General features: G+C 36.6%; 22 protein-coding genes and 1 pseudogene. 19 read left to right on the top strand and 4 right to left on the bottom strand.

The genetic code is table 11. The features are described 5' to 3' along the window. Positions 1-66 precede the first annotated feature (66 nt). From NSQ89_RS19605 to NSQ89_RS19575, 7 genes are all read left to right on the top strand, one after another. Complete coding sequence (locus tag NSQ89_RS19605) at positions 67-1,296, top strand: MFS transporter (protein ID WP_061799563.1); 1,230 nt, start codon at positions 67-69, stop codon at positions 1,294-1,296. A 121-nt stretch (positions 1,297-1,417) separates the two neighbouring features. Next, positions 1,418-2,191 (top strand): IclR family transcriptional regulator, encoded by a 774-nt coding sequence (locus NSQ89_RS19600; RefSeq protein WP_341133081.1) that lies wholly within the window; start codon positions 1,418-1,420, stop codon positions 2,189-2,191. Positions 2,192-2,209: 18 nt separating this feature from the next. Continuing rightward, positions 2,210-3,475, top strand: a complete 1,266-nt coding sequence (locus tag NSQ89_RS19595) for a Zn-dependent hydrolase (protein ID WP_235844508.1) — start codon at positions 2,210-2,212, stop codon at positions 3,473-3,475. A gap of 26 nt (positions 3,476-3,501) precedes the next feature. Continuing rightward, positions 3,502-4,287, top strand: coding sequence for a dihydroorotate dehydrogenase electron transfer subunit (locus NSQ89_RS19590; RefSeq protein ID WP_341133080.1), 786 nt, complete (start codon positions 3,502-3,504; stop codon positions 4,285-4,287). Further along, positions 4,284-5,195 (top strand): dihydroorotate dehydrogenase, encoded by a 912-nt coding sequence (locus tag NSQ89_RS19585; protein ID WP_328282978.1) that lies wholly within the window; start codon positions 4,284-4,286, stop codon positions 5,193-5,195. The genes NSQ89_RS19590 and NSQ89_RS19585 overlap by 4 nt, the downstream gene beginning before the upstream one ends. A 14-nt stretch (positions 5,196-5,209) precedes the next feature. Then, the gene (locus NSQ89_RS19580) at positions 5,210-6,931 is read left to right on the top strand and encodes a dihydroorotase (RefSeq protein ID WP_341133079.1); all 1,722 of its coding nucleotides are present in this window, start codon (positions 5,210-5,212) and stop codon (positions 6,929-6,931) included. 64 nt (positions 6,932-6,995) lie between these two features. Beyond that, positions 6,996-7,181, top strand: coding sequence for a hypothetical protein (locus tag NSQ89_RS19575; RefSeq protein WP_061799388.1), 186 nt, complete (start codon positions 6,996-6,998; stop codon positions 7,179-7,181). A 168-nt stretch (positions 7,182-7,349) separates the two neighbouring features. Here NSQ89_RS19575 and NSQ89_RS19570 read toward each other — a convergent pair whose 3' ends face one another. Then, complete coding sequence (locus NSQ89_RS19570) at positions 7,350-8,258, bottom strand: helix-turn-helix transcriptional regulator (RefSeq protein ID WP_341133078.1); 909 nt, start codon at positions 8,256-8,258, stop codon at positions 7,350-7,352. Between the two features lie 76 nt (positions 8,259-8,334). On the opposite strand from NSQ89_RS19570, the gene NSQ89_RS19565 reads away from it, so the two are divergent. The 5 genes and pseudogenes from NSQ89_RS19565 to NSQ89_RS19545 all read left to right on the top strand — a co-directional run. Beyond that, a complete protein-coding gene (locus NSQ89_RS19565) occupies positions 8,335-8,787 on the top strand; it encodes a VOC family protein (protein WP_341133077.1) in 453 nt (150 codons plus the stop codon). Positions 8,788-8,996: 209 nt separating this feature from the next. Further along, entirely contained in the window at positions 8,997-10,445 is a 1,449-nt protein-coding gene (locus tag NSQ89_RS19560; protein ID WP_445668964.1) for a DUF1565 domain-containing protein, read from the top strand. A gap of 268 nt (positions 10,446-10,713) precedes the next feature. Further along, complete coding sequence (locus NSQ89_RS19555) at positions 10,714-11,253, top strand: hypothetical protein (RefSeq protein ID WP_341133076.1); 540 nt, start codon at positions 10,714-10,716, stop codon at positions 11,251-11,253. Between the two features lie 132 nt (positions 11,254-11,385). Beyond that, on the top strand, positions 11,386-11,727 hold the full coding sequence (locus NSQ89_RS19550) for a MazG nucleotide pyrophosphohydrolase domain-containing protein (RefSeq protein ID WP_047941978.1): 342 nt from the start codon (positions 11,386-11,388) through the stop codon (positions 11,725-11,727). Further along, positions 11,708-12,277 (top strand): annotated as a pseudogene (locus tag NSQ89_RS19545) (PTS transporter subunit EIIC); the annotation flags it as partial. The gene NSQ89_RS19550 and the pseudogene NSQ89_RS19545, both read left to right, overlap by 20 nt. Positions 12,278-12,876: 599 nt before the next feature. Here NSQ89_RS19545 and NSQ89_RS19540 read toward each other — a convergent pair. Both NSQ89_RS19540 and NSQ89_RS19535 read right to left on the bottom strand, forming a co-directional pair. After that, a complete protein-coding gene (locus NSQ89_RS19540; protein ID WP_047941982.1) occupies positions 12,877-13,605 on the bottom strand; it encodes an SIS domain-containing protein in 729 nt (242 codons plus the stop codon). A gap of 59 nt (positions 13,606-13,664) precedes the next feature. Continuing rightward, on the bottom strand, positions 13,665-15,056 hold the full coding sequence (locus NSQ89_RS19535) for an NDP-sugar synthase (protein WP_341133075.1): 1,392 nt from the start codon (positions 15,054-15,056) through the stop codon (positions 13,665-13,667). Between the two features lie 226 nt (positions 15,057-15,282). Here NSQ89_RS19535 and NSQ89_RS19530 point away from each other — a divergent pair, with 226 nt between their 5' ends. Together NSQ89_RS19530 and tnpA are read left to right on the top strand one after the other, a co-directional pair. After that, positions 15,283-15,996 (top strand): GntR family transcriptional regulator, encoded by a 714-nt coding sequence (locus NSQ89_RS19530; protein WP_061799376.1) that lies wholly within the window; start codon positions 15,283-15,285, stop codon positions 15,994-15,996. A gap of 173 nt (positions 15,997-16,169) precedes the next feature. Beyond that, positions 16,170-16,655 (top strand): IS200/IS605 family transposase, encoded by a 486-nt coding sequence (gene tnpA / locus NSQ89_RS19525; RefSeq protein ID WP_061800923.1) that lies wholly within the window; start codon positions 16,170-16,172, stop codon positions 16,653-16,655. 151 nt (positions 16,656-16,806) lie between these two features. Here tnpA and NSQ89_RS19520 read toward each other — a convergent pair. Beyond that, a protein-coding gene (locus tag NSQ89_RS19520) for an IS3 family transposase (RefSeq protein ID WP_095259293.1) occupies positions 16,807-18,155 on the bottom strand; the annotation gives its coding sequence in 2 pieces (ribosomal slippage) (positions 16,807-17,699 and positions 17,699-18,155; 1,350 coding nt in all). A gap of 377 nt (positions 18,156-18,532) precedes the next feature. Between NSQ89_RS19520 and NSQ89_RS19515 the strand changes: the two genes are divergently transcribed. The 5 genes from NSQ89_RS19515 (at position 18,533) to NSQ89_RS19495 (ending at position 22,345) form a co-directional block, all read left to right on the top strand. Further along, positions 18,533-19,522, top strand: a complete 990-nt coding sequence (locus NSQ89_RS19515) for an ROK family protein (protein WP_171510064.1) — start codon at positions 18,533-18,535, stop codon at positions 19,520-19,522. Beyond that, the gene (gene chbG / locus NSQ89_RS19510; RefSeq protein WP_341133074.1) at positions 19,510-20,235 is read left to right on the top strand and encodes a chitin disaccharide deacetylase; all 726 of its coding nucleotides are present in this window, start codon (positions 19,510-19,512) and stop codon (positions 20,233-20,235) included. The genes NSQ89_RS19515 and chbG overlap by 13 nt, the downstream gene beginning before the upstream one ends. Positions 20,236-20,248: 13 nt before the next feature. Further along, positions 20,249-20,482 carry a PTS system mannose/fructose/sorbose family transporter subunit IID gene (locus NSQ89_RS19505; RefSeq protein ID WP_047941986.1) on the top strand — a complete coding sequence of 78 codons (234 nt, stop codon included), beginning with the start codon at positions 20,249-20,251 and terminating at the stop codon, positions 20,480-20,482. Between the two features lie 91 nt (positions 20,483-20,573). Continuing rightward, a complete protein-coding gene (locus NSQ89_RS19500; RefSeq protein ID WP_341133073.1) occupies positions 20,574-21,869 on the top strand; it encodes a neutral/alkaline non-lysosomal ceramidase N-terminal domain-containing protein in 1,296 nt (431 codons plus the stop codon). Between the two features lie 80 nt (positions 21,870-21,949). After that, positions 21,950-22,345 carry a PTS sugar transporter subunit IIA gene (locus NSQ89_RS19495; protein ID WP_341133072.1) on the top strand — a complete coding sequence of 132 codons (396 nt, stop codon included), beginning with the start codon at positions 21,950-21,952 and terminating at the stop codon, positions 22,343-22,345. Positions 22,346-22,397 lie beyond the last annotated feature (52 nt).

The following is a 22,397-nucleotide window of genomic DNA, read 5'->3' as shown; positions in this document are numbered from 1 at the left end:
TTGATAGAAAGATAACAGGATAGAATCGGTCATATTTAAGTTAAGGAGAGGAGTTATTCAGTGAATATGAAAGCATATGAAAATTCAGAGGTACCGGAAAAGAAGATAACGGGTTATCAGTGGAAAACGCTATGGTCTTCAACGGTTGGATATGCCATGGATGGATTAGATATGATGATTTTGGCTTATACACTGCCGCTCATAATTGCTTTTTTTGGCATTAACCAAGCGCAAGCGGGAAGCCTTTCTACTATTACATTGCTTGGAGCTGTAATTGGTGGAATTGTATTTGGGGTAATGGCGGATAAATTTGGGCGAGTACGGGTGTTTACTTGGACTATTTTAATATTTTCTGTTTTTACAGGTTTATGTGCTTTAGCTCCTAATTTAGAAACATTTGCGATTTTTCGCTTTTTAGCTGGTTTAGGTCTTGGTGGAGAATTTGGAATTGGGATGACGCTTGTCAGTGAGACTTGGCCGAAGAAGTATCGCTCTCGTGCTACATCTGTAGTAGCGGTTGGATTTCAGTTAGGGATTGTTCTTGCTACTTTAACCGTATTGTTTATTGCACCGAAATTTGGATGGCATGGTGTATTCCTTGCAGGGGTAGTACCAGCGGTTTTTGCGTTTTGGTCCCGCAAAAATTTAAAGGAACCAGAGATTTGGACAAAACTTAAAGAAGAAAATAAAAATAAAATTGCCATTGGACAATTATTTGCTTCAAAGGAAACAACGAAGATAACGATTGGCTTAATTATCGCCACAAGTGTTCAAAACTTTGGCTTTTATGGCATTATGACGTGGATGCCGACGATGCTTGCTTCGGAACTAGGCTACAATTTTAATAAAACAACTTTATGGACGGTAACAACAATTGTCGGGATGATATTAGGGATTTTAATCTTTGGTTATTTGGCAGACAAAATTGGACGCAGACCATCTTATATCACTTTCCTGATTGCTGCGGCAATTATTGTTTGGGTCTATTTCCAAGTAACATCGACAGCAGCTTTATTGCTTCTTGGCGGCGTATTAGGATTCTTTGTAAATGGGATGATGGGTGGATACGGAGCCCTGCTAGCAGAGCATTATAATACAGAAGTCCGTTCCACTGCAGAAAACATTATTTTTAATGTAGGGAGAGCAATCGCGGGATTTGCGCCATTTATTATTGGTTATATTTCTCTTAATCATTCTTTAAGCTATGCACTTAGCTTATTGTCCGGTGTTTACATTTTATCTGCATTAGCATTTATCTTTTTAATTCCAGAATCAAAGGATAAAGAGATTGTTTAAGAATTAAGGTTACAATCTATATTTTAAGAGAGAAGGATGTTTTGATGACACCTTCTCTTATTTTAAAAAAATGGAACATTATTCCGCTCAGAGAAACTTATTTTAAAAGGGGAGACATGGCTTGGAATGGTTAAATCGTTTTACAGATGTAATGGACTGCCTCTCCTCTAATGCCAATATAGGGATGGGTGTCAGTGAACTTGCGAGAGAGACGAATTTAAGTAAGGGTACGATTCATCGAATGCTTACAAGTATGTGTGAACATCAGCTTGTTGTCCAGGATAAAACGACTAAACAATATTATCTAGGACCGAAAACGATGCTGTGGGGCAGTCAGTTTTTAAGATTGCAGGATCCGATTAAACTACTGGGCAGATATGGGGAAAAATTATCTAATGAGACTAATCTCTATACCTTCATTTGTCGTTATCATGGAGACGATGTCTATTGTGTCTACACCCATCAGCCATCAGATCTGCGCAATAAATATTTTGTTCATGTGGGACAACGGATGCCAATTCATAGTGCCGCGGCAGCAAAAGTAATTTTGGCGTATCAAGAGGAAGCGATAGTCGAGAGAATGGTGCATGAGACACCTTTTGAAGCTACCACCCCCTATACGAAAACAAATCCTCTCGACATCAAAAAAGAATTAAAAGAAATCTATCATTCCCAACTAGCATTTTGCATAGAAGAATTGGAAATGGGGGTATCTGCTATTTCCGCGCCAATATTTTATGATGACAAAAAAACGAATGTCAGTATCAGCATTGTTGGCGAAAGTGACTATATCGAAATGCAGCAAGAAATATTAGTGAAACAAATAAACGAAGTGGCCAAAGAGGCAAGTGAACATATGAAATCTATGCATCTATTAAGTTCTATTCGCTTATAAAGAGAAGGGCGGAGCTCCATGGCCCATAATCAAGGAGATAGAAAGATGGATCGAAAAAGAAGATACGAAGAACTGTTGAATAATATGAATCAATATAATTCGGGAACGAAAGGAATCACAAGAGTGGCCTTTACAAATGAGGAACAGGCATGCAGTCATGCCTTTATGCGTTTGTGTAAAAATGAGGGCCTAGAAATTAGAATGGATTATTGCGGCAATATTATTGCGAGAAGAGAAGGAAAGCAAAAAAATCTTCCGCCAGTTGTCATAGGGTCCCATCTAGATACCGTTTACCAAGGTGGTAAATACGATGGCGTAGTAGGAGTTACAGCAGGTTTAGAAGTGATAAAACGCCTCAATGAACAAAACCTGGAAACGGAACATCCGATTGAGATTATTTCTTTCGCCTGTGAAGAATCGTCTCGATTCGGGGTCTCAACGGTTGGCAGCAAAGCAATGGCAGGAACACTGCAAAAGGAGAAGTATCGTCATCTGAAGGATAAGGATGGAATTACCTTTGAAAAAGCTCTTTCACTTTGTGCTCTGCGATTTGATCAATTGGATTTGGCAAGCAGAGCGACAGAACGTTTTCAAGCTTTCTTTGAATTACATATTGAACAAGGTCCGATTCTGATGAATACCAATAAGAAAATTGGGATAGTAACAGGGGTTGCGGCACCCGTCCGCTTCATTATTGAAGTAAAAGGCGCTGCTTCACATTCTGGTACAACACCGATGAATATGCGCAAGGATGCATTGCTTGGGGCAAGTGAACTAGCGCTTGCTTTAGAAGAAGCAGCGAAAGAAGAACAGCATAACGGTACCGTCGCAACAATCGGGGTGCTTTCCATTCCAATGGGGGCGATGAATGTGGTACCAGGTACAGTCGAAATGAAAGTCGATATTCGCTCCACTTCGACTGCCTCTAGAAATAAAGTACTCACTGCTCTTTTAAAAAAAATGGAGGATGTTCAGGAAAGACGAGGTTTAACGATAACTTCACAGGAGATTAGCAAGGAAGAGCCTGTTCAGTTATCAAAAGAGCTTACTTTTCAAATAGAAAAAATTTGTCTGGAAAAAAAGCTTCCTTATCAATGGATGCAAAGTGGCGCTGGGCATGATGCCATGAATATGACTTCCTTCGGTCCAGTTGGGTTAATCTTTATTCCGTCTTTAAACGGGATTAGTCATCATCCAGATGAACATACCGATTTAGACGATATTTTAATCGGAATTGATGTATTAGAGGCAGCTGTATTACAGCAAGCAATAGCCGTGTATTAATTAAAGAAAGGAAGGAGAGAAAAAGGATGGCAGTGAAGGCAGAAATAATATTTAACAAGCAAGTAAGCAAGCGGTATTTTCATTTAAAAGTAAAAGTTCCCAATCAGCAGCTATTCCCAGTTCAAGCGGGTCAATTTTTTCATATCAAATGCAATGATGGACCTAAGCCCTTGTTACGCAGACCACTTAGTATTTTTCGCATCAATGAAGCAGAAAGTACATTGGAGTTTCTTTATTTAGTAAAAGGAGTTGGGACAAAGGCTTTAGCGGAGCGAAAGTCGGAAGAGACGCTGGATATACTTGGTCCATTAGGGAAGGGATTTAACATAGCGGAAGGAAGTGAAAATATTCTTGTTGTTGCTAGAGGTGTAGGAATTGCCACCCTTTCCGCTCTTGCTTTCAAGCTGAAAAGTAAGAATATTTCGTGTTTTGCGATTGTCAGTGCTAGAACAAAAGAAGATTATTTAGTGGAAGCGGAGTTAAAGGCAGCTGGTGTGGAAGCTGTGTTTGTAAATGATGAAGCTGGAACGAGTGATCCTAGTTGTGTAAAACTTTTAGCAGAAACATGGATAAGCGAAAAAAAGATAGATGGCATCTATACATGTGGATCAAGAAGACTATCTATATTAATGAAGGAATTAGCATATGAACACAAGCTTTTTGCTGAAATCGCCTTGGAAGAAAATATGGGATGCGGGATTGGTTCTTGCTATGGATGTGTCTGTCAGATTGAAGAAGAGGAACGCATCCGGCCAGTCCGGATTTGTATGGAAGGTCCAGTCTTTCCGTTAGAAAAGGTGGTATTTGCATGAGTGGCTTGGAAGTAACATTAGGCAATCTTCATTTGCGAAATCCGGTTATGCCAGCGTCTGGAACATTTGCGGAACAAATGACTAATTATATTGATATCAATCAGATTGGGGCCATTATTCCCAAAAGCATTACAAAGAATCGGCGAACAGGCAATCCTACCCCTCGTATTTGTGAAACAAAGGCTGGTGGCATGATTAATTCGATTGGGATTCAAAGTGAGGGATTAACGTATTTTAAAGAAAAGACAATCCCCTTTTATGCAGCTTTTTCGACTCCTCTTATCCCTAGTGTGTCAGCCGACAGCATCGAGGAATTTGTGGAGGTTAGCGCAGAGCTCGGTGCTATGGACGAGGTGGAGGCCATTGAATTAAATATTTCCTGTCCCAATTTGAAAAATAATGGGATGGCGTTTGGCATGGATCCATCTATCTCACATGAATTAGTAAGCCAGGTACGAAAGACGACAAATAAGCCGCTCATTCCGAAGTTATCTCCTAATGTAACAAGTATTGTGGAGATTGCCAAAGCTTGTGAAGCAGCCGGCGCCGATATTTTAACGGTTTCCAACACATTTTTGGCTATGTCTATTGATGTTCATACGAGAAAACCGAAGATCAGCAATGTAATGGGCGGCTATTCCGGCCCAGCTATTTTGCCCCTCGTTGTCCGAATGGTTTACCAAGTGTATCAGGCAACCTCCCTTCCGATTATAGGATGCGGAGGCGTCATGAATGGAGAGGATGCCATCGAATTAATGCTCGCCGGTGCGTCCGCTGTACAAATTGGCACAGCTTCCTTCGTCGATCCAGAAGCAATGATAACAATACGCGATGAAATAGAAGCCTATATGCAGGCACATGGAATAAAGGATATACAAGAGATTATTGGTGGAGTGGTGGTTCGGTAGTCGGATGTAGGGGGATGGCTGATAAGTTTGTGGGTTTGGCTGATACCTCTCAAGGTTTGGCTGATAAGCATGGCGTTTTGGCTGATACCTCTCAAGGTTTGGCTGATAAGCATGGCGTTTTGGCTGATACCTCCCAAGGTTTGGCTGATAAGCATGGCGTTTTGGCTGATACCTCTCAAGGTTTGGCTGATAAGCATGCCATTTTGGCTAATAACCCCCAAAGTGTGGCTGATATCCTCGCCGCATTAGTTGATAAATCAATTTTTTCATATAAAAAAGGAGTGGAGAATATGTTGTGGGATCATGTTATTAAAAACGGCTATTTATATACCGGAAATGGATTTGAAAAAGGACATCTCTATATAAAAGACGGAAAGATTGCGGCCATCTCTCAGGATGAATTAGCAGGAGAAGCGGCAGAGGTAACAGATGGAGAGGGATTATATGTTTGTCCTGGCTTTATGGATACCCATATTCATTCAAGGGATCCAGGTCCAACGTATAAAGAAGATTTTTATTATAGCACCCAAGCTGCAGCGGCAGGTGGGATTACGACTGTTTTTGAAATGCCGAACACTAATCCTCCTATAAATAATGTCGAAAATTTTGAGAAACAAAAGAAAAATCTTGCGGCCAAAGCACATGTGGATTTCGCCATATGGGGAATCTGCTTAGGGGATGCTAACCGAGAGGATATCGTTCCACTGCATCATGCTGGGGTTATTGGCTTTAAGTTTTTCTGGGGCTATGCCATTAATAAAGAGACTTATCAGTTGATGTATAACTATAAGGATGGGGACGAAGGTGTCATTCCGCCGCTTTCAGATGGAGAGGTCTATAGTATTTTCCGAGAAGTTCAAAAAACGGGACAAATTCTTGCTATTCATGCGGAAAATAATCAAATAATTCAACGGCTGACAGAGGAAGTAGAAGCTTCCGGGAAAAGAGATTATGAGGCACTTCTGCAAGGACGCCCGAACTTAGCAGAGGAAATGACCATTCAATCTGGGATTGCATTGGCGAAAAGTCTTGGCACTAGACTGCATATTCTTCATGTAAGTACAGGAGAAGGGGTAAAGTTAATAAGACAAGCGCAAGCAGATGGCTATACAAATATTACATCAGAAACATGTCCGCATTATCTCTTTTTATCCAATGAGGATTATGAAAGAGTTGGCCCGCAGATGAAGGTATATCCGCCTATTAAATATAAAAAGGATCAGGAAGAGCTGTGGAGAGGGATTCAAGATGGTACCGTAACGGTTGTCTGCTCTGATCATGCTCCTCATACCGAGGAAGAAAAGGATGGCAGCTTATGGGATATTCCTGCTGGAATGTGCGGTGTTGAAACATTAGCACCACTACTATTAAACGCAGTAAGTGAAGAGAAAATCTCTTTAGTCGATGCCTGTAAACTCCTTTCCGAAAACCCAGCAAGGCAATATGGAATCTATCCGCAAAAAGGATCATTACAAGTAGGAACCGATGCAGATATTACAATAGTAGATATGAAGAAAAAACATACTATTAAAAGAGAAGAGCTCCACAGTAAAAGCAAGGTAACAGCATACGACCAAACTCCTATTACAGGAATGCCAGTCGCCACCATTGTCCGCGGAACAAAAGTAATGGAAAACGGCCAAATTATCAGTCAACCAATTGGAAGAATCGTGGTGCCAGGAGGGAATGAGAGGGACGGTTCTTCTTTCCAGCTTAGGAGCATAGGTGATTTGTGATTGCTTCTATTAAAGTTTTGTAGATAAAAAGACAGTATCGAAAAACAGGAGGAGAGCGGGAAAAATGAATAAAAAAGAGAAGCTAGATTCTTTTATAAAACTATACCACCTAATCAACTTTTACTACGAAAACCGCGACCGCCCAGCAGATGGAGAATTCGACTTTTTTGAAGAAGTAAAAACCAATTGTGAAACATTAGAAATTGATTACGATGCGTTTATCCAGGAACTTCGATTGCAACGGTTGTGAGGGGGGAGAAGGGAATCAGAGGGAAGGCTCTGGATTCCCTTTTTTAAAGGATTTTATGACTTATTGGAGTTTTTTTCTGTTAAACTTAATCATCAATAATAATAAAAGTATTGATCCAGTTTTTTTTAGCAATTATTAAGGAGCTGAAAATGATGGTTAACATCAACTTTACTTATAAAGCCTCACTGTATCCTCCAAAAAATTTAAGTATTCAGCAATAAAAGCTTTAGGCTTTATAATTTTCACCTTATTACCGAATCCCGCTAAAAATTGGTAGGCAAATGGATTCATAGGCAATTCAATAGTGGCAAGATAACTTTTTGAATTCCTCTTGTTAACTGCGTTCTTGCCATATCTCTCGATAAACTGATCTCTGACTGCAACGTCTATCAAAAGCTGTACATTAACTAAATCTTGTTGTTCATTATGTTGCTTTTCTGCTTCCAATACCTTATCGGTTCTCGGTATAAAAAAACCGCCTTTGTTGATATTAGTCATCCTCGTCAATTTAAAGGTTCGATAATCTTTCCGTTCTAAACTATAACCAAAAAGGTACCAATGCATTTCTCGCAAATGCATCTTATAAGGTTCTACAACTCTGGAAGTTATATTTCCTATTGAATCTACATACTCAAATTTTACTAACCAGTTATTTTCCATTGCTTGTTTTATTAATAAAACATCTTCATCTATTTGACTTCTTCCTTTCCAATCATAAAAAGTTACATCCAATTTTGGAGATATATTTGCACTGGTCATTCCTTTGATTTTTAGAATAGTCGTTTGAATTTCTTGATTTGTAATCAGCTGCTCAAAACCACCTAAAGCTACGAGTATATTTTCAATATCCTTCTGATTTAGTAATCGTTTATCGAATTTATACTCATCCATTAGTGCATATCCACCTTCAGCACCATATTTCGCATAAATAGGGATGTTTGCATAGCTTAATGCTTCCATATCACGTTGAATCGTTCGTTTCGTTACATGAAAAAGTCGACTAAATTCTGATGCGGAAACAACTTCTTTTTGTAATAAGATCATTACTATTGAAATAAGTCGCTCAATTTTTTTCATTTTCTCCTCCTATATACGACATATAGTTGTCGCTTATGTACTATTATACTTTAAATATAAAAAGGAGGAATTAAATATGAAAGCAATAGGTTATTTACAATTCGATGGAAAAGCAGAAGAAGCGCTAGACTTCTATGAAAAGGCATTACATGCAACAAATGTAAAAAAGGTGAGATTTGGTGCTTTTGGTCAAAATCCTAATGCTCCATTAACAGAAGAAGAGCAAAACATGATTATGGAATCTCGTATTGAGTTTTCAGGGAATATTCTAATGATTTCTGACGTCCTGCCTTTTATGCAAGTTATGACGGGCGAAATCGTAAAAGGGAATACCGTCTTAATCAGTATTATTGATGCAGATCAAAATAGGAATCAGCAAATATTTGAAAAGCTTGCAGAAGGTGGTACTGTGATCATGCCGTTAACTTCAGCCCCGTGGTCAGCAAGTTTTGGAATGGTAGTGGATAAGTACGGGGTAACGTGGAAGTTTAACAGTGAGGCGAGTAAATTTCTAGATAATTTTAAGTAGGCGTCAGGCAACGCTAAAATTGTATTAATAGTTGTATATAAAATAAATCCCTAATTACAAATAGATAGGGATTTATTTTTTTGCGGATTTTTCCTAAAAGTAGAGTGTACGGAAGGCAAGGATTTGCAGTATGATAGAATGGTGATTGCTAGAATACCATTAATCAAAAGTATCAAAATATAGAAGAAATTAACGGGGGTATAACAAATTTGAAAAAAGAAGTAGTAATCCTAATTGCGATTGTTTTACTTGTTGTGGTGCTAATTTATGGGTTTATGGATAGGGGAGGGAAAACAGAGAGTGGAGAGGCAGAACTCAAAATAAAGCAAGAGCAGAAAACTGGAATCCAATCAATTTATGTTTCTCCAACAGGAAATGATCGAAATGATGGAAGTAAGGAACACCCCTTTAAAACATTAAAAAAAGCGGCAGATAAAGCGGTAGCAGGAACAATCGTTTATATTCGTGAAGGTATTTATAAAGAACCAATAACAGTTAAACATAGTGGGGAAAAAGAACTGCCGATTGTCTTTCAAGCCTATGATCAAGAGAAAGTAATAATTAGTGGTATGGAGATGGAGGAAAAAGAGAAAGATACGTCTCTCATAACCATTCATAATAAAAATTATGTTTCTATTAAAGGATTAATAATGGAAGGCCTATCTACTCATCTTGCTGATGAAACAGTAATGGGAATATATATAGCAGGGTCAAGCAGTCATATTGTGTTAGAAAATAATGTGGTAAGAAAAATCAGCACCATGCACGAAGATGGTAATGCACATGGAATAGCAGTTTATGGAACAGAGGGAATAAAGAATATTGTCATTCGCAATAATGTGGTCCAAGATTTAAAGCTTGGAGCAAGTGAAGCACTTGTTTTAAATGGCAATATAGACGGTTTTATTATTGAAGGGAATACAGTTCGCAATAATGATAATATCGGCATTGATTTAATTGGATACGAAGGTACGGGAAGGAAAGATGACTACACCCGTAATGGAGTTGTTAGAAAGAATATAGTATATAATAACTCTTCATTTGGGAATCCGGCATATGGGGATGACTATAATGCAGCTGGTATTTATGTAGATGGCGGAAAAAATATAAAAATTATAGCAAATTCAACATATCATAATGACATAGGAATTGAGGCAACTTCTGAGCACCAAAGGAAGTATGCAGATAACATTGAGATTACGCATAATATAGTCTATGAAAATGCTTATACTGGTATAGCAATTGGGGGATATGATGAAGAACGCGGCGGTACTATTAACTCTATCATCTCCAAAAATATTCTCTATCAAAATGATACAAAGGGGTTAGAGGGGGGACAGCTGCTTCTGCAATATGATACGAAAAAGAATACCATCCAACAAAATATCATGACAACTAGTTCTTCACAGTTATTTATCGTTAATGAATTTCAAAAAAATGTAGATAATCGACTAGTGAAAAATATTTATCATAAAGAAGAGAACAAACAGGGAAGATGGATCTGGAAAGGAGAAGAATATACAGATTTTATAGATTTTAAAGAAGCCTCCAACAGTGATAAGCAATCCATGTATATTGATCCAAAATATAAGAATCCCTTAAAGCATGACTTTGACTTGAAACCAAATTCCCCTGTTTACAATATTTTGAGTGAATGAGTAAGAAAGCAGGGGGGCTTCTGCTTTCCTTTTGTTCTATTGATTCCCATTTTATTCTAAATGCTTTTTGAAATACAGCTGACTACTTGTGAAAGAATATACACTTGGTTTTACACTCAATACCATTCAGAATGAAATTATACCTTTAAATAAAATAGTACTTTTGCAGTATATATAGCTAAAGTAAATGCAATCAGTCAGTAATATATGTAAGCAAGCAAACATTAAAGTTATGTAACGAATACAAATGAAATGGGGGCTTAAATAGTTGAAAACCATTTTTTTATTGAACTATGGTTCGGACTTAGAACATGAAAGAATAGATACTTTAGTCAAAGAAATGTTAATGCCATTTAGGAACCTTGGATATGATAAAATCAACAAAAATATTCCTAAGAATCCAGATGTAAAATTAATCATAGATACTTTTGACATTAATAAAGAGAAACATATAGAAAACCTATATTATCTAGAAGAGTTTTATATAATAGATAAGCAGTTTGAAAGATTTAAAGAAGAATTTACAAAGTTTAATGGATGTCATCTATATTGCAGGCCGAATCACAGAGGACATTACTATATTAATATTGATAATACAGAATATACTACACGTGTGTTCGTTACTCTTGATAATACAGAATTAGTAGTAGTAGATGATGAATCAATTTATAACGATGATTTAAGAAGAAAGGTTTATCATTTACTTGAAAATTTTCAGTCGCTTGAAATATCGCTAGATAAAGTACCCAACTACGAAGATAGAGAAAAAATAGTTCAAAAATGGATAAGCAAAATTATAAATTTTTAATAAAAAGGAATCTTATTTATTATTGTAATTCCTTTTAAAATAATGAATTCTCCTAGAAAATATCCTATTAAAACCATAAAAAATTTTCATTATTTTTGATAAACTTATAATTGAATTGGAGGTTAGATGAGTATGAATGTAACGGAATTTCAGCAATGGGTAAAGGATTATTATGAAGGCAGAGGCTGGTCTGATCTAGACATATTTATTCGAATTGGCTTTTTAGCAGAAGAAACAGGTGAGGTAGCACGCGCTATAAGAGCTCTTGAAATTGGTAGAGACAGGCCAGATGAAGTAGTAGGCTCATATGAGGAAAATAAACAGGAGTTAACGGAAGAACTAGGTGATGTGCTGGGTAATTTAATAGTAATTGCCAACAAGTACAATATTCCACTAGAAGAAGTGTTTCAGTCACATAAAAAGAAACTATCTGATCGTTATTCACAAACGACAACTTCTCAATCGCTTTATTGATATTATTTCAAATATTTTCTCCCCAGTTTTAGGTTTGCTAGCTGCCACAGGTATTATCAAAGGTTTTAATGCATTATTCGTGGCATTTGGCTGGATCAGTAATGTACTAGTAAATGCTCAGACAGGCACAGTGGAGTCTACCTATGGAATCTATGCCTTATTAAAATGCGATAGGCGATGGTTTCTTCGTATTTTTGCCAATCTTCTTAGGTTATACGGCAATGAAAAAATTTGGCGGAACACCTATGTTAGGGATGGCTATCGCTACAGCTTTGGTACACCTAACTCTTGTGGATATCAAAGCGCTTGATCCAATTATGACAGTTTTTCAAGGAACACGATTAGAATCACCAATTCAAATCGAATTTTTAGGGATTCCCGTTGTTCTAATGACTTATACATCTAGTGTTATTCCGATTATCTTAGCAACCTATTTTGCGGAAAAAGTAAAAAAAATGGTTAGTAAAAGGTAATGCCAGCGGTGGTAAAAAGCTTTTTTGTTCCATTATTCACCTTGTTATTGATTGTCCCGCTAACATTCTTAATTATTTTATACGAGTTAGATAGTCTAAAAGTATGCCACTACCACCCGTAGCAAAACTGGTTGTTTTTGTTACAGTAATTTGATTTCTTATTTATGCTGTTGTTGTAAAAAACTTCAGTATATTCCGAAGAGCCATTCAATGAAATAAGGCTTATTGTGCTTTCTTGGCAGTTTTTTGAAGAAAGAATTGGTTTTGTAAAAGAAGGAGCCCAGAAGAGGTTGGGAATTGCCTGATGGTATTGTAGAAACCAAAGAGGCAATTAAAGATGCAGTAATTCAGAAAAAATATCTTTAATATGTGGTGATTAGGTATACCTGTAAGTGGGGAACTACAAACAAGTTCAGAAAAGTTTAGAAGTTGTACTTTTTATTATTGAAGAGGCTTTAAATCTGATTGAGAATAATGACTATAAAGATATATCGGAAGCTGGTTTCAATCTTTTCAGAAAGGATTCAAAAGACTTCAAGCTTTGGGATTTTTGGTTTGCTGTAATGAGAGGGAAAAGTAATAAGAGAGAGTGCTCAAAAGTCAGACTTTTGGCACTCTCTTCCTTTTCTTGGTTTATTTTTAATAGCGTAATAAGGAAACACAAATTATGGATTACTTACCATTTCACATAATTTGAAAATATCTCATCATTAAATTGATCAGCCCCATCCACATTTGAACTCTTAAATACTGGAGGGGTAATACCAGCTTCTATTAAAAGCTGTAGAGATTCAACGATGAGAGCTTGAGCAAGGAAGCATCCAACGGCATCTGAAGTAGCTCCAGAATAAATGTCAGAGTTTGAGATCCGGAAACCAGCATCACCGATAACAGCGCCATTATCGAGTACTACATCAGCAAGTTCATAAAGTTTTTTTCCGCTCTGGTGTCTTGAAGTTACACTTTGAGAATGTTTAATGCTCGTCATAGCAATGACCTTTGCTCCCTTTTTCCTTGCCTCTATAGCCATTTCAACGGGTACAGTATTTCTTCCTGAGTTTGATACAATCATAATTACATCTTTGTCTGATACTTCATGTAAATTTAAGTACGACTTCGCAAGTCCTTCGATTCTTTCAAGATAGGTGCTTTTATTTGGGCGTTCATGCAACATTAACTCTGGAGGTAAAATAGCTGTGACTAAGGCAAGTCCACCTGCACGATTATAAATCTCTTCGGCAATCATATGAGAGTGCCCAGAACCGAATACATAAAATCTTCCACCCGACTTAACAGCTTGTGAGATGAGGTTAGCACCTTCTATAATGGCTTCTTCTTGTGTTTCTTGAACTTCCATTAAAATATTGTTAAAGAATTTACTATAATCCGCAAATAATGATCCCATTGTTCTTCCTCCATTAAAAGTTTTTATTTTGAATTTATTACTATGATAGCTTTTAAGCTTTACCATCCATAACGATGAGTGTCCCATCCTTTTTCAATTAGAGTTTGTTGGGCATACAATAACGTCTTAGATGGTATATCTTTCTCCACTGCAACACCTGATCCGATAACGCAATTACTGCCTACTTTAGTTCCCGGCATATATAGACTCAAAATACCGGTCCGAGTAAAGTCGCCAAAATAAACAGCATTTCCAAATTTCTCAGGAATTTCTCTTCTACCATTCACCTTTTGAGTTTGAGGCAGATCATCGAAACGAGTAATACCTACTGTGACTCCAGCAGCGATATCTGTTGATTCACCTATGATTCCGAACACTTCACCAAAATGTATAAAACTGACGTTATCAAAGGTAATACCGCTAAATTCTGCACAATGTCCAATGCGATTTTTACTCCCAATGACGCTATCAGGACCTATCCTACAAAAGTTTTCTATGCGACAATGAGAACCTATTACTACGTTTCCTTCTATAGTTACACCATTTTCAATTTTTGTATGATCTCCAATAATCGCATTTCCTTTTATCGTTACATATTTTCCTATTTCCACATGTTCTCCAAGCTTTATACATCCTTGAATATCAGCTGTCGGATGGATATTACAAGTCTCAGGAATATCATTATGTTGAAGTTTATTTGTCATAACCGATAGCGCCAGCTGATTAGCTTGCATTAGGTGCCAAGGCTTATCTATATCAATTACTCCATCTGTGATAGGATAGGATGAAACCGTATATCCTTCTTCTACTAACCATTGTAGACTTTGCTCAAATTCCATCTCGTGTTGTGGCATAACTCCTGTCGGTACATTTTTCATGAAACCTGGGTTATGGTGCAACATTCTCTTCAACGCTTTTGTACTTAGAGCAAAGACGCCTATGAGTCGCTCTTGTACATAATGAGGACGAGGGTGACCATAAATATTCTGAACACTGTTTCCGGTCCCTTTGGAAATTCCAAACCAATCAGGTGCAAATTCATTTGTTATAGGTTTAGATAAAATGAGTGTATCTACAGTATTAAGTTCTTTTTGATAGGCATCAACAAAACTAGTTAATCTCTCTAGAGTAATAAAGATATCTCCATACATGATCAACAAATGTTCGTCGTTAACGAGGGACACTACTTTTTCTAAACTATCTGCAGTCCCCTCAGTTACCGAGAGTTCAATAGTTTCAACTCCTTCAAAATCGCAAAAAAGAGATTTAATTCTGCGTCCTAGATAACTAGTCACAATAATAATCCGGTCAAAAGACAAGCTCTTAAGATGGTTTACGAGATGAACGATATTTCCTTGGTTAGCTACTGGTAATGCTGCCTTAGGCCAATAATCATTATATGGCCACATTTTTTTTCCTTTACCTGCAGCCAATATAATAGCTGTTTTCACATCAATCACTCCGTATGTTTATTTAGTCAATTTAATCAAACCCTAAAAAGTAATGCAGTACGTCCTTTAAGTTGTTTAAATCTAATGAATCATATCCATAAAGATTTACACCATAATTCGAATTTATACCTCCTTTATAAATTGATATATACCAATTCTCTTTAATTATTATAAAAATATGTATATAATGTCAATAGAATAATCTTAAATAAAAGGAATGTGAAACATGAACAATAAAAAAACCCCTTTATATAAACAACTGAAAAAGGAAATTATACAAAAAATTGAAAGAGGGGAGTTGAAACCGGGTGATGTGTTACCACCTGAAAGAGAACTTGCAGAATTATTCGAAATGAGTCGTATGACGGTGAGGCAAGCTATTTCAGAATTGGTCAATGAATATATTCTCATAAGACGACACGGCAGCGGGACATATGTAGCTGAATCTAAAATTCCACAAGGTAGGCGTTTAAAGAGCTTTAGTGAGGACATGAGAGCGCGAGGGCTGTTGCCCGGATCCAAGGTTCTAGAGAAAACAATAATTGTAGAACCTCCTGCAAACATGATTGCTGATTTAAAATCTGAGGGAAAGATTCTTATGCTGAAGCGTTTAAGATTGGCAGATTTGTATCCTTTAGCAATTGAAACAATAATGCTGCCGATTGAAAAGTTTAATAATCTTGAAAGTAGAAACTTCGAGAACGAATCGCTATATCGAATCTTAGAGGATGAATACAGTATAAAGATTACAAAGGCTCAACAAAAAATCGAGGTAAGAATGCCTACTCCTCAGGAATCAGAATTACTTGAAATAAACTACTCTGTACCCGTCTTTCATTTTAAACAGATAACCTTTGATCAAAATAACGAAATTTTCGAGGTTGCTCATTCAGTATATAGGGGAGACAGATATGAAATAAATACTGAAATTTATAGCTAGACTATGACTACGAATCCAAAATAAGGGATTCGTATTTTTTTATAGAAAAGAAAACCCTGGGCTATGCCTAGGGTTCCAAAAAGCTTACAGCGTGGTATTAAAAAAACTTCCTCTTGGTGCTAAAATATTTTTTGGTTCGCCAACCGAAAATAAATAGCCAGGAGGAAGTCCTTATGTCAAAAGACAATAATAGTTTAGCACACACAACTTGGAATTGTAAGTATCACATAGTATTTGCACCAAAATATAGAAGACAAATAATTTACGGGAAAATAAAGAAAGATATTGGGCAAATCTTACGTACCTTATGTGAGAGGAAAGGCGTGGAGATAATAGAAGCAACAGCGTGTAAGGATCACGTACATATGTTAGTGAGTATTCCGCCAAAATTAAGTGTATCAGCATTCGTAGGATATCTAAAAGGAAAAAGTAGCTTGATGATATTTGATAGACATGCACAACTGAAATATAAGTATGGAAATCGAAAATTTTGGTGTACAGGATATTATGTAGATACGGTAGGAAGAAACAAGAAGGTAATTGAAGAATATATCCGTAATCAAATACAAGATGATCTAGTCGCAGAACAATTAACGATTATGGAATATATTGATCCATTTACAGGGGAAGAAGTGAAGAAAAAGAAACGAAAAAATTAGGAGAGAAGGCCTTTGAGGTCTGGCCAGTAGAAGTAGTACAATTGGCGAACCTTTCAGTAGCCCTTTAGGGTTTGGTCAGTAACAAAGGCTTTCAGCCGCAGAGAAAACCACCCGTTCTCATGATCTGAACCCAAAAAGTTAGACACGGGATTTAGGCAGCTACTAGGGCATGAGTTCGATATTGCACCGGACTCATGCCTTTTAATTTTGTCTTAATCCGTTTGTGGTTATAGTAGTGAATGTAATTCTCTAATTCTTCTTTAAAATGCTCCATACTCTCAAATTCTTTTAAATAGAGTAATTCAGACTTTAATAAGCCAAAGAAATTCTCCATGACTGCGTTATCTAAACAATTCCCCTTACGTGACATACTTTGAGTAATCTCATGTTTCTTTAAAGCATGTTGGTACTTCTTCATTTGATAATGCCAACCTTGATCCGAATGGAGGATAGGGGTGTCACCCTCTTTCAAATGCTCAAAAGCTTTGTCCAGCATTTTCGAAACAAGTAGATAAACAGGACGCTTTTCTATGTTATAAGCGATGATTTCTCCGTTGAATAAATCTAGAACGGGGGACAAATATAGCTTCTCCCCGTGTAGATGGAATTCTGTTACATCCGTTACCCACTTTTCGTTTGGTTTCGATGCTTTAAAATCACGTTCCAAAATATTTGGGGCTATTTTCCCTACTTGCCCACGGTAGGAACGATATTTTTTCATACGCACAAGACACTTTAATCCCATCTCATTCATAAGACGGCGGACTGTTTTATGATTTATTTTGATGCCTCGGTTATGTAATTCTAATGTGATCCGACGATATCCATATCGTCCCTGATGTTCATCAAAAATCTCCTGAATTAACTCTTTAACTTCCTTATATTTATCTGGGCGATCCATTTGTTTTACCCAATAGTAATACGTACTACGCGCAATACCAGCGACCTTTACTAGATCAATCACTTTAAATTCTTGCCTTAATTCATAAATTATTTGCGCTTTGTCCTGTTCTGTAGTTTTTCCTTTTCTTGAATTAAGGCATGTAACTTTTTTAAGTAAGCATTCTCCATCCGTAAACGTTCATTTTCAGCTCGTAATGCTTCTTCAGACCCTTCTACTGGTTGAGGTTTATTCGTTTCCTTTTTCATTGGTGGGCGCCCCTTTTGTGTTGGTTTCAGGGCGTCAATTCCATGTAATTCAAAACCTTTTTGCCATTTTAGAATGGTACTATGTGTTGCAATGTTAAATATTGCAGCAGTTTCCCTTATAGACGTCCCTGTCTCTCTCATATAATTCAGTACGTCTAGTTTAAACTGTGTTGTATAAGATGTATAGGGTTTTATTAAAGCATCGGCACCATGATATTCATATTGTTTTATCCAATTTAATAAGACTGTATGATGTACCCCTATGGATTTCGCAATAAATTTTACCCCCTCCGTTCCCTGTAGATAACGAATAACTGCTTCTATTTTTTCCTCTATATTAAATTTAGACATATAAAAACTGCACCTCCAACTGTTAGTTTGTGTCTAACAATTGGGGTGCAGTTCACTCACGGGTGGTCCTTATTTAAAATTAAATTGACAAAAATATCAGGTAAATATAAAATTTATGTAAATTGGTTCGTACCAATTTAGGATTGGTATAAACACTAAATAATTGGTGCTCTCGTTATGTTATTGCCGATTTATGGCTCCATTTTTCCGTTTCCGGCCTGGCCATATAATTTGGTATTGATACTAGTTTTGGTCTATATCTTAGTTGGTTTCATTTTAGGATTAGTCCTAAAAAAGAAAAACGCAAAACCTTGTACAGGATGTTAGTAAAATTATTAGTTCAGATGGTTCAGAAAAAATGTAGAAAAGGTGATAAAATGAGTGGTTTGTATGGATTAGTGGATATTGGAGGAACTAAAACCCTAATTGGAATAGCCACTAATGAAAAGATTATTGGCACACGTCAGTTGATGTCTAAAACTATAGAATCACCACAAATGCTGATAGATATTCTTATGAAAGAATTCGATTCATTAATAGCTGAAACGGACCATAAATATGGAAGGTTAAACTCGGTCGGTATAAGTGTCCCGGGTCCGTTAAATCGAGAAAATGGAGTTATTCATTTCACAGGAAATTTAAAGTGGTCCAATTTTAAGATTGTGGAAGAACTAAGAAAAAGGCTCAATGATATTCCGATAATCATAGATGATGACGCTAACGCTGCTGGTATTGCAGAAGCGATTTATGGAGCAGGAAAAGGCTATAAGAATCAAATATATTTGACAGTCAGTACAGGTATTGGAGGTGCAATCATTATAGATGAAAAACTATATTATGGAAAACAAGATCTTGCGGGCGAAATCGGCCATATGACGGTATCACCAGACGGACCACCATGCTCCTGTGGGAATTTCGGTTGCCTAGAAGCTTTGGCTTCTGGAACATCTATTGCAAAAAAAGGGGAGCAATTATTGATTCAAGAGCAATCTGAAGTATTATTAGAACTTGCCGGTAAGAATTCGGTTACTGCTGAAATGGTTTTTGAGGCAGTTAGGTTGGGAGATCAAGCCTGTTTTTCTATCATCCAACAAACTTGCCGATATTTAGGGATTGGTTTGGCAAATATAATACAAATTTTCAACCCTGACGCGATAATTTTAGGAGGCGGAATTATGAATAATCAGTCAAAACTATTAATTCCATTAATAGAAAATGAAATGAATCAACGCTTGTTCAAAATTCACAGGGGTCATCTGGATCTTAAATTGGCTGCACTTAGCGGACAGAGCGGTTTATGGGGAGCGTGGCATTTAGCCAAAAATTTCCCTTCTAGAGCGGAGAGAAACTCATCATGCCATATTTAATAGTAAATGCTGATGACTTTGGTCTTTCAAAAGGAGTAAATTACGGAATTATTGATGCACATGTAAGTGGAATTGTTACATCAACAACGCTAATGGTGAACATGCCGGCAGCGAAACATGCCTCAAGCCTAGCCAAAAAATATCCTTCTTTGGGTGTTGGAGTTCACCTCAACCTAACGGCAGGTAAACCTATTCATCAAAATGTTCCATCACTAGTCAATCAAAAGGGATATTTCCATAGCAAGAAAGAAGTTTTAAACAAGGCAAATGTAATTGAGATAGAAAAAGAACTTAGGGCACAAATGAACGAATTTTACACTTTTGGATTGAATCCTACTCACATAGATACTCATCATAATTTACACGGCACAGAGCCAGTTTCTTCGATTGTAAAAGTTTTGGCTGAAGAGTACCGGCTGCCAATACGTCAATTAAATAAGGATGATTCAGCGATAAACACTCTAGAGTTTTGTTCTAAATTCCATGATGATAATGCTTCTTATGAAACTTTATTGGATATTTTTGAGCGTGCAAGTGTGACCCCTTTAGAAATGATGTGTCATCCTGGTTTTGTTGATCAACAACTTTTAAATCACAGTTCTTATAATATACAAAGAATAAAGGAATTAGGTATATTAACTGATCCCTTTACAATAACTGCCATTCAAAAAGCTAGTATCCAGTTAATATCTTACAAGGAGCTCAGATGGTAATAATTCTGTCTATATGCAGTACTTTTCAATTTTTACAATTATATGTGTTCAAAGATATATTGCAATGGCAACGATGTTAGGGATTGTAGTCATTGGTGGTTTAATCCCGCAACTTGTACAATTAGCCACTCCTTATGTACTAAAAGTGGGAGGTGCAGAAATAAAGTTCCAGGAAATCTTTGATTGGATTTTACCTAGCTTACATCCCTTAGCTATTACAGTTATTAGTTTCCTATTAATTAAGTAAGGTTTTAGTGCAATCGAAATTTTAATGGGAATGATTATTTTTTGTGTATTGGGTAAATAGATTGGTATTTTATAATGAATAAGGTGATAAAATGAATATTTATTGTGGATCAGCTAAAGTTGATATCACACCTACTGAAAGTAAGCTTTTAGCAGGTTATATGGCTACAAGACAATCTAAGGGAATTCATGATCCAATTTATGCACGAATTGTTGCAATCAGATCTCAACAGACTTTTATAATTCTAGTTAGCTTAGATTTGATTTGTATAGATCAAAACTATACAGTCGAACTTCGCAAAAAAATTTCAGACCAAACGAATGTTTCAAAAGAATGTATCTTCCTTCACGCTACGCATACTCATTCTGGTCCAGGGGGGACTATTCAGGAAACATCTCCCATCTGGAGAGCATTTCCTGATTTATGGATGCCATACGATAGAATACTTGTAAATGAACAACATAAAAAAATTGTTGAGGCTGTTAAACTAGCATTGGAAAATTTAGAAGAATGTAAAGTTAGTATTTGTGAGGGGGAAGTCAGCGGCATTGCTGCTAATAGGATATCATCTGAAATAGAATATTCCTCAATTTTAAAAGTAATAGAATTTGAATATTGCAGAACGAACAAAAAGATTATAGTGTATCACTTTGCATGCCATCCAACGATAATGAATAGAGACAACCTTCTAATTAGTGCTGATTTCCCTGGAGTAACTAGCTCTAATTTAGAAAATGAAAATAATGTAGAAATTGCATTATTTATAAATGGTCCGTCAGGTGATATTAGTACACGTTTTACAAGAAAAGAGGCAAGTTTTTATGAAGTAAGAAGGGTAGGAACAGTATTATCAGCAGCGGTACTGGAATTATTAACTCACAAAAAACAAATCAAGGTTGATACCATAAGTTCTAAAATAGAGAAAGTAGATTTGGCCCTTCGCAACATAGAAGATTCTGCACAACTGCAGCATAAATTGCACGAACTTAAACAAAGACATAAAATCCAAAGAGTAACAGCTGGAAATAACTATGCCTATTTAAGAAAGATAGAATCAGAGATTGAAGGTGTTTCTGCATTAATCAAGAAATCAGGAGCGTTAGAAAATTCATTAACCATTTATACCGAAATACAAGTATTAAAGCTGGGTGAGATCTTATTTGTATCAATACCTGGAGAAATATTTAATGAAACTGGAACAGAAATAACTAATAACTACAACGGAGTACCAGTATTCATAGCTGGTAACACTAACGACTACATAGGATATATAGTCCCAGAAGGCTACTATGCGAGTGACAGCTATGAGGCATATATGACGTTATTAGAAAAAGGATCCTCAGAAAAAATAAGAGACACAATACTCTATATGATGGACCAATTATAGGTGAGTATTTTACTCCATTAATGGCGCGATTGTTTAACAACACAAACAGAAAATGATCAAATTTTTTATAAAAAACGTCCATGAAATATATTAAGAGAAAAAAACAGGCTCTGTCCTCCGTTGGCATTATCCCTTCAGCAGGGCGGACTGTATCTCCAGTAAACGGTATTGTTACGACTCTTTTCAAAACAAAGCATGCCATCGGAATTACATCTGACAACGGGGCAGAAATCTTAATTCATATTGGAATGGATACAGTCAAGCTAGAATGTAAATACTTCACAGCACATGTAAAACAAGGAGATAAAGTGAGTGCTGGTGACTTGTTATTAGAATTTGATATGGAAAAAATTAGAGAAGAAGGATACAATCTGATTACTCCTGTTATTATTACAAACAGTGCTGATTTTAAACAAATCGATACCACAAGGGAAAGGGCAGTAAGTGAAAAGCAAGTTGTCATTACGGCTGTTTAATCAGCGTTATTCAGAATAAAAAGTACTGTGTTTTCTGGGGGGGCGGACGACA

This window comes from Niallia sp. FSL R7-0648, assembly GCF_038007005.1.
GTDB classification, from domain to species: domain Bacteria; phylum Bacillota; class Bacilli; order Bacillales; family Cytobacillaceae; genus Niallia; species Niallia circulans.
This window is presented reverse-complemented; position numbering and strand designations above follow the sequence as displayed.